The sequence below is a fragment of the Sinimarinibacterium arenosum genome (assembly GCF_005047655.1).
In the GTDB taxonomy this organism is placed as follows: domain Bacteria; phylum Pseudomonadota; class Gammaproteobacteria; order Nevskiales; family Nevskiaceae; genus Solimonas.
Window position 1 is genome coordinate 168,676 of sequence record NZ_SUKF01000010.1, and the last position, 19,019, is coordinate 187,694.

At 60.8% G+C, this 19,019-nt stretch carries 13 protein-coding genes; 5 read left to right on the forward strand and 8 right to left on the reverse strand.

The features are described from left to right. Window positions 1-9 precede the first annotated feature (9 nt). From E4T66_RS19395 to E4T66_RS19430, 8 genes are all read right to left on the reverse strand, one after another. Window positions 10-915 (reverse strand): sulfotransferase, encoded by a 906-nt coding sequence (locus E4T66_RS19395; RefSeq protein WP_169577729.1) that lies wholly within the window; start codon window positions 913-915, stop codon window positions 10-12. Next, window positions 902-2,389, reverse strand: a complete 1,488-nt coding sequence (locus E4T66_RS19400) for a hypothetical protein (RefSeq protein ID WP_136851407.1) — start codon at window positions 2,387-2,389, stop codon at window positions 902-904. The genes E4T66_RS19395 and E4T66_RS19400 overlap by 14 nt, the downstream gene beginning before the upstream one ends. Window positions 2,390-2,391: 2 nt before the next feature. Next, window positions 2,392-4,722 (reverse strand): HlyD family secretion protein, encoded by a 2,331-nt coding sequence (locus E4T66_RS19405; RefSeq protein WP_136851409.1) that lies wholly within the window; start codon window positions 4,720-4,722, stop codon window positions 2,392-2,394. A gap of 19 nt (window positions 4,723-4,741) precedes the next feature. Beyond that, a complete protein-coding gene (locus E4T66_RS19410) occupies window positions 4,742-6,115 on the reverse strand; it encodes a TolC family outer membrane protein (RefSeq protein WP_136851411.1) in 1,374 nt (457 codons plus the stop codon). Between the two features lie 200 nt (window positions 6,116-6,315). Beyond that, window positions 6,316-8,889: an efflux RND transporter permease subunit gene (locus tag E4T66_RS19415; RefSeq protein WP_136851413.1), complete on the reverse strand. Its 2,574-nt coding sequence runs from the start codon at window positions 8,887-8,889 to the stop codon at window positions 6,316-6,318. A 43-nt stretch (window positions 8,890-8,932) separates the two neighbouring features. After that, a complete protein-coding gene (locus E4T66_RS19420) occupies window positions 8,933-9,937 on the reverse strand; it encodes a YCF48-related protein (RefSeq protein WP_136851415.1) in 1,005 nt (334 codons plus the stop codon). Between the two features lie 106 nt (window positions 9,938-10,043). Then, a complete protein-coding gene (locus E4T66_RS19425; RefSeq protein WP_169577731.1) occupies window positions 10,044-11,399 on the reverse strand; it encodes a DUF1329 domain-containing protein in 1,356 nt (451 codons plus the stop codon). A 32-nt stretch (window positions 11,400-11,431) separates the two neighbouring features. After that, window positions 11,432-13,777, reverse strand: coding sequence for a DUF1302 domain-containing protein (locus E4T66_RS19430; RefSeq protein WP_136851419.1), 2,346 nt, complete (start codon window positions 13,775-13,777; stop codon window positions 11,432-11,434). A gap of 447 nt (window positions 13,778-14,224) precedes the next feature. On the opposite strand from E4T66_RS19430, the gene infC reads away from it, so the two are divergent. The 5 genes from infC (at window position 14,225) to pheT (ending at window position 19,006) form a co-directional block, all read left to right on the forward strand. After that, window positions 14,225-14,743 (forward strand): translation initiation factor IF-3, encoded by a 519-nt coding sequence (gene infC, locus E4T66_RS19435; protein ID WP_136851421.1) that lies wholly within the window; start codon window positions 14,225-14,227, stop codon window positions 14,741-14,743. Between the two features lie 193 nt (window positions 14,744-14,936). Continuing rightward, window positions 14,937-15,134: a 50S ribosomal protein L35 gene (rpmI, locus tag E4T66_RS19440; RefSeq protein ID WP_136851423.1), complete on the forward strand. Its 198-nt coding sequence runs from the start codon at window positions 14,937-14,939 to the stop codon at window positions 15,132-15,134. A gap of 19 nt (window positions 15,135-15,153) precedes the next feature. Further along, entirely contained in the window at window positions 15,154-15,516 is a 363-nt protein-coding gene (rplT, locus tag E4T66_RS19445; RefSeq protein WP_136851425.1) for a 50S ribosomal protein L20, read from the forward strand. An 83-nt stretch (window positions 15,517-15,599) separates the two neighbouring features. Continuing rightward, entirely contained in the window at window positions 15,600-16,589 is a 990-nt protein-coding gene (gene pheS, locus E4T66_RS19450; protein WP_136851427.1) for a phenylalanine--tRNA ligase subunit alpha, read from the forward strand. 47 nt (window positions 16,590-16,636) lie between these two features. Next, window positions 16,637-19,006: a phenylalanine--tRNA ligase subunit beta gene (pheT, locus tag E4T66_RS19455; RefSeq protein ID WP_136851429.1), complete on the forward strand. Its 2,370-nt coding sequence runs from the start codon at window positions 16,637-16,639 to the stop codon at window positions 19,004-19,006. Window positions 19,007-19,019: the final 13 nt, after the last annotated feature.

A 19,019-nucleotide genomic window follows, 5' to 3' on the forward strand; every position in this document is an offset into this window, starting at 1 on the left:
CTCAGGGTTTCAGGCATAACCGAGATCGCGCGCAAGCTCGACCAGATCCGGAGAAAATGCGCAGCCGTCGTCGCGCCACGGCAACACTCCCTCGAGCCTTGGCGTCTGATCCCAACGCCGCGGCAGCGTGATCGATTCGAGCACATCCGCCTCGAGACCATAAGGCGCCGACGGCGGGCCAAACCCGGCAAACGACCAGTCGTCGGGCTGCGCCATCGCGGCCAGCGCCACGTCTTCCGCCGGAAGGCCAAGCGCAGTGCACAGTGCATGCAGCGACGCCACTGAAGCCACATCAATGTCTTCAATGCGCTGACGCACAATCCGAATCTGAGCCTCGTGCGCGAGCAAACGCTCAATGTTGTGGTGAACCCGGAACCAGCCGAGCTGGGGATCAATCACCGGCGGCTGTCTGGAGTGATCCTTGAAATCAGCCGGAACAAACAGTCGCTCACGCAGCCACGCCGCCTGCACCAATCCCTGTGCATACGGATGTCGCAGCAGCTGCAGAATTTCTGCTCTTGGCGCGGCAGTCCGCAGGCGCAGCAGATCAGAGGTTCGCAGCGGCGTCTCGACATCCGGCACCACCAACCGACGCGGTGCAGCCATCGTCGCCAGCGTATGCAGAATTTCTGCCGTCGAAACATCGGCACGCGATTGCAGCCACCGGCGCGCCCGTTCGATGTGGTCATCGTCCTGACCGCCGAATTCTAGAACCGCCAGAGCCCGCATCAATCCATCGCCGTGTGCGCCCTGCCCGATATCGACAATCTCCAGCAGCTCGCCAACGTAATCGGCCATGAACAGGTCCAGCTGCGGCACTGCGAAGAGTGACGGATGCTGTCCCAGGATCGCGGCGGCAAAAGACGCGCCGGAAAATGGCGCCGCCAGAATGAAGATGGGATCAACGGGTCTCATGCGAACTCGGGTTGGTGTCCTTGGCCAGCCAGACTTCGCAGCCACCGCGCGGGTTCGGCACATATTCCCACTCGCCGTTGGCCTGACGCTGCGCGATCGTCGGCCCAAACGGATTCGCCGTGGCCACAAACAGGCCGTGCGGCGTCGACTGGATATTGCGCACACCCCAGTTGTAGACGTTGCCGAAGCCGGAACGCGTCACCGGCTCCCAGCGGATGCCGTCCGGGCTGCGCCACAACTCGCAGCCGCCGTGGTAACGCACCAGCTTGTCGACGCCCCAGCGATCTATCAGTGCCAGCACGTCTTCCGGCCACACCTGCATCGGCAGATACGGCAGGGAATTGGCCCAGCAGAAGGTTCCGGCATAGAGATAGCCCTGATGCACGCCCATACGCCAGACATAGCCATTGAACAGCTGGTCGAATCCGGACGAATACCCGGAAAGCGGATATCGAATGCCGTCGGGCGTCAGCCGCGGATCCCCCATCAGCAGTTCCCAGGAATCATCCGGCCAGACGCGAATCAACTCCGCCGCCGCCGGCCCAAGATCGAACGCGCGGTGGTAGCCGCCATTGAGAATGCCCGTGCCTATATACAACGCACCGTTGAACTCGCACAGGCTGACGCCGACTTCGTTGAACGGCCCGCGCCAGGCGCCGTGCTGCAGTACCCGCGTCCATTGATACGGCAACTCGCCGCCGCGGGTTTTCCACAGTTCAAAGCCGTTCTTGCCGTTGACCGTGGCCCCGTACAGATGACCGTCAAAGACGTGCATCTCGAAAACGGTCAGGTTGTTGGGGTCACCGAAGCCTTCCTCGCTCGCGGCTTTCCAGTCCGCACTCTGCAGATCATCCGTGGCATAGATCGTCGCTTCCGAACCAAGGCTGTCCGAAGCACGGCGAGCGCCGGCGGTCGAACTGGTCGGGGTCGTATGCACGCGTCCGTTGAATACCTGCAAGGTACGGAACGAACGCACGGCGGGCGAAAACGGGGGGCGCGGAACCGGCTCGAACGTGATGCCATCCTCGCAACGCAGCACATCCGGCGGCTCCGCCAGCATCGGCGCCCAGGTCGACACATACAGGCATGGCTTTGTATCCGACGCACCCTGGAATACCGTCATGCCCCGAAACCCGATGTAGCGCGGCACCGGATGACTGCTGCGCTTGGACGCAACCATCGGCGCCTGATAAAGGCGCTCCCACTGATCGATCTCGGGCGTATAGGCCCAGATCTCGGCCTGGCGCGGCACATCGTAGATGTATTCGGCGCTGTCGACCGGCCAGGGGTGCCACGCCGGTCGCGGCACATTCCACTTGTTCGCGGCCATGGTCGCGCGCGTGGTGCCCACGTAAATGCGCCCCTCGAACCACGCCATGCTGTGAGCATAGTGGTTCCAGCCGTCGCCGAACCCGCTCTCGCAGATCAGACGAAAGTCAGCTTCGCTCAGGCGATGCTCGGCACCTACGGTCATGCTCAGGGCAGCCAGGACCAGACCTCAACGAACAGGAAGCGCATCAGTGCGCGCGTGAACACCACGATCGCCAGGTGCCATTCACCCTGAACCTTGGCGTTGCCGGTCATCCCCGACTTCAGGACATCGTCCGGATCCTCGACAACGGCATAGACACGCACTACCTTGCCGTACTTCCCGTCTTCAGCCGCTGGCGAAATGCTGGTGACGCTGCCGCGAAAGGTCGTCCCCGGAAACGCCCAGACTTTGGCGTAGCTGCGGCTGTCCAGCTTCACCTCACCGATACCGGCTTCAGGCAACTTGATCTCGACCTGACGCTTGGCGCTGTCTTCAACCACCGCCAGCAGTTCACCGCGGTTCAGATAGTTTCCGACCGAGAACAGCAAGGCCCGCGACACCACACGTCCACTGATCGGCGCCGTGACCCGCGTGTTCTTCAGTTCCTGTTCGTTATAGGCCAGAGTCGCCCCAGCCTCCTCGATCTGAGCCTCGATCGCCTGGATGCGTTCCGACGCTGCGGGGCTCGACACCAGATCCCGCGAACGTTCGGCTTCAACCAATTCCTGCGCCGCGACATCGGCGGCGCCGCGCGCATGCTCGTATTCCTGCGCGGTCACCGCGCGACGGCTGTAAGCCTGCGACAGGCGATCCGCGTTGGTACGAGCAACCTCGGCACGCTTGCGGGCGGTCTCCACCCGTTGCCGCGCAACCTCGACTTCCTCAGGTTTGCCGCCGCTGCGCGCCAGGGCAAGGTCGGCGCGCAGCTGCGCCAGCTGGGCTTTGCTGGCGGCCACTTTCGCGCGTTGCTCGTCATCGCTGAGGCGCGCGATGACGTCGCCCGCCTTGACCGTGCTGCCCTCTTCCACGAGGACCTCGCGGACGTCGCCCGGAACCAGCGCCCGAACATCGGCTCGCGCCTGCGGCAGCACCACAAACTCGCCGCTGGGCTCATAGCGATATGGAATCAGGCATAGCAGCAGGATGCCACCGGCAATCAGCAGGCTGCGCCGAGACGGCATCCAGTTGCGCTTCCAGCCGAGATTGCTGCGCGTCCCCGCTGCCTTGTTGAACTGCCTGTACATGTATGCCCCCATCACCATCATCAAAAGCAGAAAGCCGCTGCCGCGGAAGTGATCAGCAAGCCAGCTGCCGATTCCCGCCACCACCCAGCTCACGACAAAAATCCAGTAAGCCCCAATGGCAATACCGTAGGTACGCAGAACGCGTCTCGGCAACTTCCTGGCCTGATTGAACCACGGCCGATCGAAACCGAACACACCGGTCAACGCCTGCTCACGCAAGTCAGGTGCGTTCAGCCAATGGGCCAGCAGGAAATAGCCATCTCGCTTGGTCAGCGGATTGAGCTGAATGAGGAGAACCCCCAAACAGACCGCCATCACCGCGAGCGCAGCGGTCGCAACCAGCGGTCGTACCGACGCATCCAGAAACCAGACCAGCATGCACAAACCAAGCAGCGCGGCCATACCGACCAGTCCGGCGCCAATGATGCGCAGGCGATCGATGCGCCCGCTGTGCTCGGCTGCGCCGCCGCTGTAGACAAACAGCCGAGGAATCCACAGGAATCCGAAAACCACCCCGGACTGCACGCGCTCGGGCGTGTAGCGATCGATCGCTGCCGCCCGGGCTGCGCTGGCGAACAGGTTGACCAGCATGAATCCGAGCAGGCCGCCAAGCAGCGGTCGATACCCCGTCAGCAGATCAGTGACATGACCAATTGCTTCATGCCGATTGCCATACAGCCCGAATCCCCCCGCCACCAGCAGCAGCACGAACAGACCCAGCGCCCAGCGTGATGCCAGTGGCCAGATCAGAACCCGGCCGATCAAGATCAGCGGCCACGCATTCAGTGGGATATCGATTCGATTCGCCACACCGCGCTGTTTCCCGAGCAGCCCCGTCAGTCCGCCGAGCAGTGCAGGTGCCGCCAGCGAGCCCGGAACCGTCGACGGTGGCTGCACGGTGGTTGCCGCAAAGGCCGGCTCGCGCCCGGTCCAGCCCAAGGCGTGGGCCTGCTCCAGCGTGTGCACCGGAATGGGCAGCGGATCGTGCGTGCCGGCGGCGAGCAGACGATAACGGCACAGCTCGGCAGCGAAGCCTTCAAGTTCCTCCGCGCTCAGCACACGTCCCAGTTGCTCGCGTGCAATCTGCCTGATCGTGGTGGCATTCCGCTGACCGTCAAACAGTTGCGCCAGTGCCAGATCGTCAGCGTCCAGCCGCACCGGCTCGGTTTCACCCTCCGCCAAGAGCTCGACACCGTGCGTCAACGGTGTCTGGCTGATCGGGACAAAGCGTCGGTAACGGCTGCCGAACATGACTGATTGATGCTACGGCTCAGGGGGCTTGCAGCAGGCGATTGATCTGCGCAAGGTCGGCCACCAGCAGATTGCCGGACACCTGTTTCAACCGCAGAGAGTTGACCAGAAACTTGTAGCGCGCGGCAGCGTAGTCACGCTCGGCCGCATAGCGCCGCTCCACTGCCGCCAGCACATCGGCTGTGGTCCGTGTTCCAGCATCGAACCCGGCACGCATGGCATCCTCTGACGCAATGGTGGCGTCAACCGCACGCTTCAGAGCTTCCACTCGCTGCAGCCCCGAAGCGCTGTTGCGATAGGCAATCCGCGTATCGCGCACCGCTGAAACGACAGCGTTGTCGTACAGCGCCTGCGCGCGTTCCTGCATCGCAAGCGTCTGGCGTTTGGTCGCACTGATCTGCCCGCCGGTATACAGCGGCATATTCATCATGACGCCGATCCGTTCCTGATCCTCGTCGCGCTCCCCTGAGATGCCGCCGGAGGAATCAAGCCCGAATGCGGCACCGACCAGATCAACTTTCGGCCAAGCCATCTTGCGAGCCTTTTCATGGTCGAGGTCCGCGATCTGCAGTGTGACTTTCTGCAACAGCACCGCAACACTGACCTGCTCGGCGCGCGCGGTCCACACGGTTTCATCCAGAGGCTGCGGCGGCACCAGCTTCAATGTTGCCGGAAGACGTTTGACGTGCGCGTAGCTGCGCCCGGTCAGCGCCTCAAGGCGCGCAATCGCATTGGCCTGCGCATTCTGGGCGTCAGTCTGGCTGGCATTGGCCAGCTCGAACTGGGCCAGGGCGTCCTTGACGTCAGCGTCGGTGGCCAGCCCCGAGCTCGCACGCACCCGTACCTGATCCAGCTGCTCCCCCACCGCCCGCAATTCGGCATCGGCAAAACGCACTGCATCATCCGCAGCGAGCAAACCGAAATAGGCATCCGAGACACCAATCAGCAGCGCGTCCTGCGCCGCCTGCAGCTTGTACCCTGCCTGCTGCAGCTTGAGGTCAGCCTGATCAAGGCCGATCGTCAATTCAGGGTGATACAACGCCTGCTGCAGTTGCGCACCATAGGTCCAGCGATGGTAATCGTCGTCACGATCAATATCGACGACGCCGTAGTAGTCCCCGGAAACCGACTCGTGTACGAAGTCATATTGGGATTTCAATCCCAGCTGGGGCAGAAGCTTGCCCTTGGCCTGCGGCACCAGTTCACGCGCTGCGACGAACTCGGCCCGGGCAGCGACGTACTCGGGGTTGTACTGCAACGCGTCATTACTGGCCGTCAGCAAGTCAGCCAGATCGTTCGCAGTTGGCGACGCGGCGACAGCGGCCGTAGTGACGCAAACGGATGCGAGCGCTGCAGTACAGAATCCGAGAATTCGGACTCCCATCATTGACATCGGTGTTCCTCGTTGATTCTTCGCGCGTAACGCGCACCGTCCCCTTGAACCCCACTGCAGGCGTTCCCCTGCATCACGGGCACATTATGGATAAATCATCCTGCAGTGTCGTGTCGGCCATTCCCCCGCCATGCCGATGATGCGGGGGAGCGCCAGAAAAAACCCCGCGTTGCCGCGGGGTTTTTTCATCGCAGGGCACATCAGCCATGCGGGAGTTTCATCAGGTAACGGCAAATCGCCGGGCAGATCACCACCGCACCGATCATGTTGGCGAAGAACGCGAAGGTCAGCAGCAGACCCATATCCGCCTGGAACTGCAGGCCGGACCACAGCCACGTCGCAACCGACCCCGACAGCACCAGCCCGGTGAACATCACCGGTTTTCCGGTCATGCGCAAAGTCTCGAAGTAGGCATCCGTCAGACTCATGCCCTTCTTCACGAACTCCTCGATCGTTGAGTAGATGTAAATCCCGTAGTCGACGCCGATACCCACAGCGAGCGCCGCGACCGGCAAGGTGGCCACCTTCATGCCGATGCCTTTGATCGTCATCATCGCCAGAATCAGCGAGGACACCGTATACAAGGGCAGCAGAATCGAAAACACGCCGGCCGCGTTGCGGAACGACAGCCACAGGAAAATGATGATGACCGCGTAGACGTAGTAGACAATCGGCTTGTCCTTGGCGTGCACAACCTCGTTGGACGCCGCCATTACGCCAACATTGGCCGACGCCAAGGCGAAATTGACCGGACAGGGCTTGCTGAAACCGTCGAGCTTGACCTTGGCCTCGTCGATCCGCTTGCGGATATCGAGCACAGAAGGATCCGCATCCACCTCAAGATCAGTGAAGTTCTGCGCCTTCAAAGAAGTCTGTCGCGTCTTCATTGCGACCCGCGCGTCACCCCATTCACGCCGAGCTGCCAGCTTGTCGGCGCAGTACGCGGCGTCCACACCCGGGTGGGTTGAGAACCAGGTCTCGGCATTGGTCGCATTGAACTCCTTGACCTTGTCGGTCAGGTGGTCAATCGTCACCGCCTTATGGTCCTCGGTGAACAGGAACAGCGCCATGGCCGAACAGTTCGGATTGAGCAAGCCGGAGGAGGTCGGCACCGGCGTGATCGCCTGCACCATCACATACTGATTGCGCGGCAGCACGCGAAACTTGGGCACCGCCTCAGAAAATGCCGAGTTGACCTGCTTGGCGATGCCGGGCAGCGACAACGTCGACTGAATGCCCGGTTCGTTTTCCATGTGCCAGGTAAAGCGATCAATCTGCTCCATCACGTCGTACTTGATGCACGACTCCGGATCGGTCTCGGCGATCACCTTGAGAATATCGGTCCCGATCGCAAAGTTGTTGACCACCGCCTCGGTGTCCTTGTTGTAGCGCGAATCCGGACGCAGCTCCGGCACACCGGCCTGTGAATCGCCGTACAGCATGCCTTCGCTCTTCCAGGTCGCCCATCCGTACACCACCGCCGTCGCCACAATGATCACCGCCGCAGGAATCGGCTTGGTCACGATCGTCATTGCACGGAACACCGGATTGAGCGCCGCTTCGCGCCGCTCCTGCTTCTTGACGAACTCCTCGACGTTCTTGACCTTGGTATAGGTCAACCAGATCGGCATCAGGATCTTGTTGGTGATGATGATCGCAGCCATGCCGAACGAGGCATTGATCGCCATCTCCCGAATGATGTCGATCGGAATCAGCAGGATCGTCAGAAAGCCGGCCAAGTCGGTGATCAGCGCGGTAGTGCCTGGAATGGCCAGTCGCCGGAAAGTTTCAAGCGAGGCGTCGTAGCTGTTCTTTCCGGCCGCCAGCTCGTGCACCCACGAACTGGTGTACTGCACGCCGTGCGACACGGACACCGACAGGATCAGGAATGGCACCAGGATCGCAAACGGATCAAGTCCGTAGCCTGATGCCGTGAGCAGGCCGAATTCCCAGATCACTGCGATGAACGAACATACCAATGGCATGATCGCGAGCTTGAGGCTGCCGAGATACAGCACCAGCAGGACAAAAGTCATCGCCAGTGCAACGAAGAAATACATCACCACTTCGTTGGCCGCATCGGTCACGTCACCGATGACCTTGGCGAATCCCAGAATGTGAATATCAATCTGGTCATCCTGATACTTCTGCCGGATTTTTTCTTCCAGCTGCTTGGCCACATCCCGGTAGTCGAGCTTCTTGCCCGTGATCGGATCGACTTCGAGCAGCTCGGCGAACACCATTGCGCCGCGCTGATCCTTGGTCGTGTAGCGCCCGACATGGCCGCCCTTGCCGACATTGCCGCGGACCAGGTTGAAGTAGTAGTCGGTGGGCTGGTATTCGGCGGGAATCACGTTGCCGCCAGCGAAGCCGCCTTCGACCACCTCGATGTAGCGCACATCCGGGGTGAACAGCGATGACACACGTGAACGGTCAATGCCCGGCAGGAAGAAAATCTCGTCCGTGACCTGCTTGAGCTTGCTCAGGAAGTGCTCGTTGTACATGTCATGGGACTTGTCCTTCTGGATCAAGGCCACCAGCACTGTATTGGCACCGCCAAAATCATCTTCGTACTGCTTGAGCACTTGCATGTACGGATGATCCAGCGGAATCGACTTATCGAAACCGGCGTCGACATGCGTGCCCGCCGCGAACCATGCAAAAACCATGGTCAGCAGCCCGAGCAGCACCAGCATCAGCACGCGCTTGCCGTAAACCACAGGTTCGACGACTGCGAGGATCCTTTCCTGCGAAAACATTGCTTTGCCAGCCATAAGCTGTGCCCCCTAAATCGAATGCGAGAAAAAGTGCCGCGGCTTACTGCAAGCCGATGTGCTGCACGCCGGATTCACCCACAGCGAGCAGTTCCCCTCCGAACACGATCGCCGACGAAAGCGGCGTTCCCGCCTTGGATTTGACCACGCGCACGTCCTGCGCAGTTCCGTCCATGTCCAGCACATTTCCATTGAGTCCGACCAGCACAATCTTGCCGTCATCGGTACGCGCAGACCCGAACATCGAGGCCACTGACTCGGTCGTCACCTCGGTCCAATTTCCGGCAGCGACGTCATCCGCCACAAACATGTTGCCGCGCAGGCCATAAATCAATGCGCCCTTTTCGCCCAGCGGAACTGCGCCGAACAACGAGCTGTCATAGGGCGACTCGAGCTTGCTCCAGGTTTGTCCCTGATCGGTCGAAAGCGCCAAAGTGCCGGACTCGCCGACAATCATCAGCGTGCCGTTACCAAGCGCGGTGATGGCATTGAAATGCCACTCGTCCTCACGGATTGGAGACTCAACCTCGGTCCAGTTCTGTCCGCCGTCCGTGGTCTCATAGAACAGCGAGTAAGCACCAACAGCAAAGCCGCGCTGATCGTCGAGGAAAAGGACATCCAGGAACGGCTTCTCCAGTTCCGGAGCGAAATTCTGCAGAGTCCAGCTCTGCCCGCCATCAGTGGTATGCAGGATCACTGCATCATGCCCGACTGCCCAGCCATTGTCGGCGTCAACAAATGTCACCGAGGTCAGCGGCGAACGCGTTGGAACCTGGACCTGCGCCCAATTTCGTCCGTCGTTTGAAACGATGACGGCACCGCGATCACCCACTGCAACCAGATGCTCCCCGGTGTTGACGATGTCGAGCAGCAGACTGCCGGAAGTCAATGGCATGACTTCAGACGGCAGGGACTTGACGATTTCCTGTACAGGCTCGCTCGAATCAGGTGGCGTGTCCTGTGCTTCGTCCTGTGCACTGGCCCAGCTGCTCAGAGCGAGCACCGCAGCTCCGGCAACAGCAAGCCACGTTCTCCGATAGATGCTCATAAGATCCCCTCAACGTTCGCGCGATCAGCGCGAAAACAACAACAGTGATTTCTCTCCACCCGATCGAGGCTGGCCCGCCACCGCGTCGGCCCGACTGCTTTTCTGCTCAGTTTTTCGCCAACCTTGAAACACTACCGGGCGCGAAATGGTCCACATCGAATGGCATCGCGACCGTCTCCGGATCTTCGTTGTTGAGCGCTTGCACAAGATAACGATTGCTCTGGAGATCGTACACTGTTTCACAAATCGGGAGCTCGTAAGGCACATCGTAAGCGATCACGGTATGTGCCTCCTGCACGCGCCAAAGGTGATCGCGCCCATCAAAGACGTCGACTACCCTGATCTGCCAACCGTCTTCATCGACATAGAAGCGACGCTTGCGGTACTGATGAATCGTATTAGGTCGCAGCGTGGCTTCGACCACCCAGACCCGACGCAGTTCGTAGCGCGTCAGATCCTGCGCCAGATGATTACGCTGGACGATGTCGGGGTACCGTCGGCGATCGTCATGCAGGCGGTAGCTGTTGGCCGGCACATACAGAGTCTGTTTTCCGATCAATTTCCATTCATAGCGATCCATCGCGCCATTGAACATGTCGTTCTGATCGGTGGTGCCCAATCCGTCGGCCCCCACCAAGGGATTGTCGTAGGCGAGATTCGGCGCACGCCGCAGACGTCGCTGGCCCGGGCTGTACTGCCACGCGCGCCGCTCCTGATCGAGAGGATTCATGGTTTCATGGATCAGGACCACCGATCCCGCAAGACGTTCGGGGTCGGTCACGACCTGAAGCAAGTACAGCAGAACATCGCCCCGATCGGCCGGCTCGATGTCGCTACGGCTATAGTTGAACAACACATCCTCACGCAGGCGCGTCCGGTTGTAGTCTCCCGATGCCGCAACAGCAAACTGGTTGCGCCAGCGCTGAACCGAGACATCGCGGAATCGAGTCTTGTGATTCCAGATCACCTCGTGGCCGTTTGATGGGATCGGAAACGGCACCCCCAGTGACGCACCGGCTATCGCTTCGCCATTGGCCAGCAACTCCGCGTTCAGCGCATTGGTCCGGCTCGCCGCATACTCCGCCGGAGGATTGGCAAAACTGCGCCGCGTCGAATAGACCGGCATCCGGTAGGTGTCTGGATTGCGCTGAAGCAGCGCCAACTGCCCGGCACTCAGATGCTCACGGTATTGCTCAGCATTCTTCGCGGTGATGACGAACAGAGGGAGATCGTCCGGATACGGATCGCAGTACCGCCCTCCGGTCCCGGTGAAGCACGCCGGTGGCCGCGTCACGCCTCCATTCCAGGCTGGAATCACGCCATCTGCACTGGGCCCGGCTTCAGCCCCGACCGGAGTCAATTCCACCCCCAGTCGCGCCGCCTGATCCTCAGGCACTTTCGCTACGGCGGCCGACGATATGATGGCCAAGACCGCGACCGCGGCCCAACGGGGGTAACGCATTCCGCGGAGTCCCCGAACAACAGGCTTGTGCATCAGAACTGATAACCTAGGTAGAGCAGCAGATAATCGCGATCATGCAATGAGTCGCGCCGGTGATTACCGGTGTACCAGGTATACCGGATCTCGCCGTTGTATTTTGACAGGTAGTCCCAGCGAATGCCCGACAAAATCTGCTTGCGTCCCTCAACAAAGTTCTGCCCCAGGCCCGGCGCCACACCCTCGACGTCGTGGAAAAACGCGTTCAGCAGTTCCAGGTTGACGCCGAAGAACGCGTCGTCATAGCGCGTCAGCGTGACGAATCGATAACCATAGGAGATGGCCGTGCCGAATCCAGCCAGATCCGGATGTGCCGTCGGGTTCTGCCGAAGATTCGGATCCGATCGGTTGGTGCTTGGGTCGTTCGGGTCGGTACGGACATCGATCGGATTGATGCCCGCGCTGCCATCGGCTCCGCTGGACACATGTGTATTGACGCCAGCGCCCTGAAACTGAAGCTTGTCGATCGAAGGCATGCCAAACACCTGGGTCATGCCCATTTCCAGCAAGGCGACAATCTGCGTTGCGCCGATTGGATTGGTGCCGCCGAAAGTCTTCAGAAAAGTTGTCCCGAGCTGACCGACCTTCATGCGCTCATAGCCGGCAATATAGTCTCCGGGGCCGTATTCGACGCCTCGATACACCGAAGTGAAGTCCGGCACTGCAGTGCGCCGGCCAGGCAAGGTTGCCAGCGGCTCGAGACTGAAGTCCTGCGCCGGAAATGCCGGCTGCAACCCTGCGAATACCAGATCGGTGATGTGGATCTGTACCGGCAAGTTGTCACGAAACGCGTATTCGCCGGACCACGCAACGTCACCCAGCGTCGTGTTGAACGACAACCCATAGACGTGGATGTCTTCCGGATACTCAGCGAAGTACTGGATCGTACCGACCGGCAGCGGGTCCTTATAGGCAGGGTCGTCAAAAGAACCCGTTGGTGACAGACTCGCGCCTGGCACCCCCGCCGCCGCCAGCAAATTGCCGACCGGCAGGCCGCAACCTCCAGCGGCCTGCGGCGTCAGCAGGCTCACGACATTCAACGCCGTTCCGGTTGGCAGCGCAGAGAGCAACCCATCCAGCGCATTGCCGAATACCGGAACCTGGCTGACGATGCTGCCGTCCGGAATGCACGTCGCCTCCGCAGCGATGATCGAGATCGACGGAATCCGCGAATGGTAATTGGCAAAGTACAGACCGATCTCGGTGCCGTTGTTGATCTGGTCGAAATACATCTTCAGCGATGCGCCGTACTGACCGCCATCATCCGGTCGGCGCTTATGCTCCTCATCGAAGGCACGGGTCATCGTTCGATCGGACACCGAGCCCAGCAATGAGGCTGGATCATCCGGATTACGCCACGGCTGATACAACTCCAGCGGATCTTCCGGCGCCTTTCCGAACGACAGCATCGCGTAACTTGCTCCAGCCCCGAGCAGATCCGCAGACGAGAAGTAGCTGCCCGCCGGGTCGACCACGAACGGCTGCCAGTCGTACTGATAGAACACTTCGGCATTGAGTCCATCCATGATTTCGGCGTTCAGCGAAACCATGCCGACCGGCTGGAACAGCTCCTTGATATCGAATCCGGGCAGGCGCAATAACGCCTGATTCAAGGGATTCACGGTATTGAGGCTGTTCAGCGCCAGGAAGCCGCTCTCGCCCCAGTTGAGCACGTGATTGCCGAGTTTGAAGCTCGCCAGACGGTCGCCAACCTCGAAGGTCCGACTGACGAAATAGTCCAGCATCTCGAACCCGTTACCGTTGGTGCCCACCGCCGAATTCGGGTAGTCGGTGCGTGAGGGTTGCATCGTCGTGTCCGGATGGCGTTCCTCGAAATCGGAATACCGCCCGTCGTAGAAATACAGCCCGCGCGCAAAGACGTTGAAGCCGAACAGATCAATCGTCAGATCCGTGGTCAGCTTGGCCGTCGCGTGAACGATGTCGTACTGATCGAAATTGAGGTTGCCGTTATCGCCGTTCGGCTGGTAACTGCCGGGCTGAGCAACAAAGTAGTTGTTGCGATTGCCATATTCCGCATCGTCAACCGTTCCGGAGCAGGTATCGCCGGAGAACGTATTGTTCCCGCCTGGATCTGGCGAATCTCCGGCAGGTGTAACGCGCGCGACGCAAAGCCCCGGATTCAAATTGGACTTGCCGACGAGCCCGGAATCCCGCTCCTGCATGCGCATCGACGCGCCGATCGACACCAGGTTTTCGATCCGAACCGTGGTATCGGCGATGGTCAGTTCCATCGCTGCTGCGGCTCCGGAAACCAACAACGTCGCTGCAGCTAAGTAACGAGCGCAATACCCCAGACGTCCAACACCGCTGACCGATTTCATCCCCGCTCCCCCTGCTTTCGTTGTCTGCACTGACCCGCAACGGCCCGCATCGAACAGGAAGGAGCGCTCACCGGCACAGGCCCCTGCACCGGACACTCCTCCGTTCACACTAGAAGCCGACTTGTGGACTTCCTACTTTGCTTTTTGTATGAAGCGCTTACACCGCGCTGTCGAGTTGAAAGTGTACGCAGACGGTTTATCCCGACGCAACCGAACCGCTACCAATAGCCAACATTGCGCTGCACCCCTCCCAAACCCGGAGATTCACGTCAGCCAGACTCTTGTGAAGCCATCGCCCCCCCCGTACAATGCGCGGCCCTGCCCGACTGCCCGGTCGCGCGGGACATCCCTCTTATGCGACATGTTGGCAATATGCGCTGCACGCGGCATGGGGTGAACCGGACCAGGTTCTGGACCGGAGATCGGGTTTGACTCAGGAGATTTCGCATCGCTTTAGAACGTGAAGACCGGCGCAATCATCAGATCTCGGCGCCGCGCGTACGTGTCATCTTGGACGACGGCACCCAGATGGGGATCATGCTGACGCGCGATGCTTTGGCGCGCGCGGAAGAAGAAGGGATGGATTTGGTCGAGGTATCGCCCAACGCCGAACCGCCCGTCTGCAAGGTCATGGATTACGGCAAGTACCTTTACCAGAAGGACAAAGCCGCCCACGCCGCTAAGAAGAAGCAGAAGCAGATCCAGGTCAAGGAGATCAAGTTCCGCCCCTCCACAGAGGAAGCGGACTTCCAGACCAAGTTCCGCTCGATCACCCGCTTCCTGGAGGAAGGTGACAAGGTCAAGATCGTCGTCCGCTTCCGCGGCCGCGAAATGGCCCACCAGGAACTCGGCATGCAAGTGATGGAGCGCCTGCGCAACGAACTGGGCGAGACGGTCCAGATCGAGCAGTGGCCGAAGATGGAAGGCCGCCAGTCGGTGATGGTGATTTCGCCGAAACGCAAGTAGAATTCGCGGCTTGGCTTCGATTTGAGGCCAGATCGCATCTCCGCAGGGACACCTTTTTTGTCCCTGCGGAAGCGGTGAAGCGATTCCAGAATCGCATCCCCGCAATGGAAGCCCCCTCTGCTGCATGAGGGGCCCGGTCAGCTCCGTGGCAAGGATGCGCAGCCGGCACTGGACCTAACTTAGGAGTATAGAAATGCCAAAGATGAAGACGGTAAAAGGCGCAGCGAAGCGCTTTGCCAAGACTGGCAAAGGCGGCTTCAAGCGCGGACACTCTCACAAGCGCCACATCCTGACCAAGATGTCTGGCAAGCGTATCCGCCAGCTGCGCGGCGAAGCCCAGGTTAACGGCTCCGACGTGCGCGAAGTGCGGCACATGCTGCCCTACGCCTAATCAGATCAGGAGACTATAGATGGCACGTGTCAAGAGAGGCGTCACCGCGCACGCCAAGCACAAGAAGGTTCTGAAGAAGGCCAAGGGTTATTACGGCGCCAAGTCACGCGTGTTCCGCGTGGCCAAGCAGCAGGTGATGAAGTCCGGCCAGTACGCTTATCGCGATCGCCGGGTCAAGAAGCGCGAATTCCGCGCGCTGTGGATCATCCGCATCGGCGCCGCGAGCAACGAACTCGGCCTGTCGTACAGCCGATTTATCAACGGGCTCGCCAAGGCCGGCGTTGCCCTCGATCGCAAGGTTCTCGCGGATCTCGCGGTTCACGACAAGGCAGCGTTCAGCGCCCTGGTGGCCCAGGCCAAGGCCCAGCTCGGCATCGCCTAAGCGTCACCCTGTCGTATTGATGTTGCATTCGAGGGGAGCGGCGAGCAGCCGCTCCCCTTTTGCTTTTTTGCGAAACTCGATCAATGACCGACCAACTCGAACAACTGCTGCAGTCCGCGCAGACTGCCGTCAGCGCTGCCACCGATAGCCGCGTACTGGAACAGCTACGCGTGGACCTGCTCGGCAAGAAGGGCAGCATTACCGAACAGATGAAGCAGCTCGGCACCCTGCAGGGCTACGAGCGCAAGGCCTTTGGCGAACGCATCAACAAGGTCAAGTCGGCCGTTAGCGACCTGATCGAAGCGCGCGCCAAAACACTGGCCGATGCCGACCTGCAGGCCAAACTCGCTGCGGAGCGTATCGACGTGACCCTGCCCGGACGGGGCGACGGCAGTGGAGGGCTGCATCCGATCACGCGAACAATCAATCGCATGCGCCATCTGTTTGGCGAGCTCGGCTTCGAAACCGTCGAGGGTCCGGAAATCGAGGACGACTTCCACAATTTCACAGCGCTGAACATTCCTGAGCTGCATCCCGCACGCGCTATGCAGGACACGTTCTACGTGATGGATGCCGCGCGCGTTCTGCGCACGCACACCTCCCCGGTGCAGATCCGCACGATGCAGCAGCGCCAGCCACCGATCCGAATCATCTGCCCGGGACGCGTCTACCGCTGCGACTCGGATCGCACCCACAGCCCGATGTTCCATCAGGTCGAAGGCCTCTACGTGGCTGAAAAAGTCACATTCGCCGACATGAAGTACGACCTGCAGATGTTTCATTCACGCTTCTTCGAGCGCGAAGTCGAGGTGCGTTTGCGGCCGTCATTCTTCCCCTTCACCGAACCGTCGGCCGAGATGGATATCAAGGACGAGAAAGGCCGCTGGCTGGAGGTTGGCGGCTGCGGCATGGTGCATCCGAAGGTGTTCGAAGCGGTCGGCATCGACCCGGAACGCTACACCGGCTACGCCTTTGGCATGGGCGTCGAACGTCTCGCGATGCTGCGCTACGGCGTCGACGATCTCAGATTGTTCTTCAACAACGACCTGCGCTTCCTCGAACAGTTCAAGTGAACCGTTCGCTGCGCACATAAAACCGAAGAACACAGGAATCTCACAACATGAAACTCAGCGAAAACTGGTTGCGCGAGTGGGCCAGCCCGAACGCAACGATCCATGAAATTGCCGACCGCCTGATCATGGGCGGTCTGGAACTGGAAATCGAACCCGCGATCGACACGCTGCCCGAAGGCGTGGTCGTCGGCTGCATCGTCAGCACCGAAAAGCATCCCCAAGCGGACCGGCTGCAGGTTTGCGGCGTTGACGTCGGAACCGGTGAAACCCTGCAGATCGTCTGCGGCGCGCCCAACGCCCGCCCCGGCATCAAGGTGCCTTGCGCGCGCGTCGGCGCGCGCCTGCCAGGCGGATTGGAGATCACCCAAGCCAAGCTGCGCGGAGTCGACAGCGCCGGGATGCTGTGCTCGGCCAAGGAACTGTCGCTGTCAGACAAATCCGACGGACTGCTCGAACTGGACCTCAATGCCAAGCCAGGTCAGCCGATCACTGACTACCTGAACCTCCAGGACAACGTACTGAACCTGGAAATCACGCCCAATCGCGGCGATTGCCTGTCGGTCCTGGGCCTGGCACGGGACGTCGCCGCATTGTTCGACGTCAACCTCAAGCGCCCGAATCTGCCGGCTGCGGTGGTCGTCGGCGACCAACGCCTGCGTGTTGAGGTCGAAGATGTCGAAACCTGCCCAACCTACTCGGGTCGCATCATCTCGAAGATCAAAACAACAGCGCGTACGCCGGACTGGATGCGCGAGCGCTTGCGCCGCTCCGGCCTGCGCTGCATCAACCCGGTGGTCGACACCACCAACTACGTGATGCTGGAACTGGGTCAGCCGCTGCATGCTTTCGACCGTGACAAACTGCGCGGCAGCATCAGCGTCCGCCGTGCGCGCGCCGGCGAGCAGATCACCGTGTTGACCGGCGAGGCGCTGACCCTGAATCACGGCGAACTGCTCATTACCGACGACAGCGGACCGATCGCGCTGGCGGGCGTCATGGGCGGCATGGATTCCGGCGTAACCGAAGTCACGACAACAATCTTCCTCGAGTCCGCCTGCTTCGCACCAACCGCGATCACTGGTACCGCTCGACGTCACAAACTGACCTCAGATGCAGCTTACCGCTACGAGCGCGGCGTCGACCCAGCTCTCCATCGCACGGCGATCGACCGCGCATCGCAGTTGATCGCCGACATCTGCGGCGGCGAAGTCCATCCGATCGCTCAAGCCGGCCGCACGCAACCCGACCCGATCAGCATTCGCCTGCGCCATTCACGCCTGAACGAGCTGCTGGGACACGAGATTCCCGCCAAGACCGTCGAAGCACTGCTTGCACGCCTGAACATCGTTACCCGCAACGAAGTCGGCGGCGTCTGGCTGGCACGCATCCCCAGCTATCGCTACGACCTGCGCATCGAAGTCGATCTGATCGAGGAAGTGGCTCGCCTGTACGGCTATGACGACATTCCTGCACGTCCTTATGCAGCGGCCTTGGCGCCATCACGCCCGCCCGAAGCACGACGCACACTGGACAATGCCCGCGCGACGCTGTGCGCTCGTGGCTGGCAGGAGACGATCTCACTGGCATTCGTTGATCCGTCGATGCAGACCCTGCTCGCCCCCGACACCGCGTCGGTCAAACTGGACAACCCGATTGCCGAAAACTTGTCGGCAATGCGCACAACCCTGTGGCCCGGCCTTATCCAGTCTTGGCTGCACAATCGCCAGCGACAGATCGGCCGCATGCGCCTGTTTGAAACCGGCGTGTGCTTCGCTGACCAGAATGGCACTGTCCACGAAACCAGCCGCATCAGCGGCCTCGCCGTCGGCACCGCCGTACCCGAACAGTGGGGTGCACCGGAACGCCCTGTCGACTTCTACGACGTCAAGGCAGAGCTGACCGCCCTCTTTGCGCCGGATGACGCCGAATTCCGCTTCGAGGCCGCTTCCAACCCTGCACTGCATCCGGGACGCTGCGCGCGCATCCTGCGTGGCGAGCAGGTCGTCGGCTGGCTCGGCGAACTGCACCCTCGTGTCGTCCAGCAGCTGGACGTACCGCAGGTTCCGGTCCTGTTTGAAATCGACTGGGCAGCGGTCGCCACAACCCGTGTGCCGGTCGCACAGGCACTCTCCGAATTTCCGTCATCGCGCCGCGACCTTGCGGTCGTGGTCGACGAAGCCATTACGGCAGATCAGCTGCTGGACTGTGTCCGCGCTGCCGGCGGAGCCCTGCTCCGGCGCGCGTTCGTATTCGACATTTACCGCGGCGAAGCTGTAGGAAATGCCTGCAAAAGCGTAGCTTTGGGCTTGATTTTCAATGACTATTCGCGCACGCTTACAGTCGAGGACATTGATGCAGCAACGGCAGATGTCGTTGAGTCTTTGACTCAGCAGTTGCGCGCTGTCATCAGACAATAATCGCTCCTGGGGA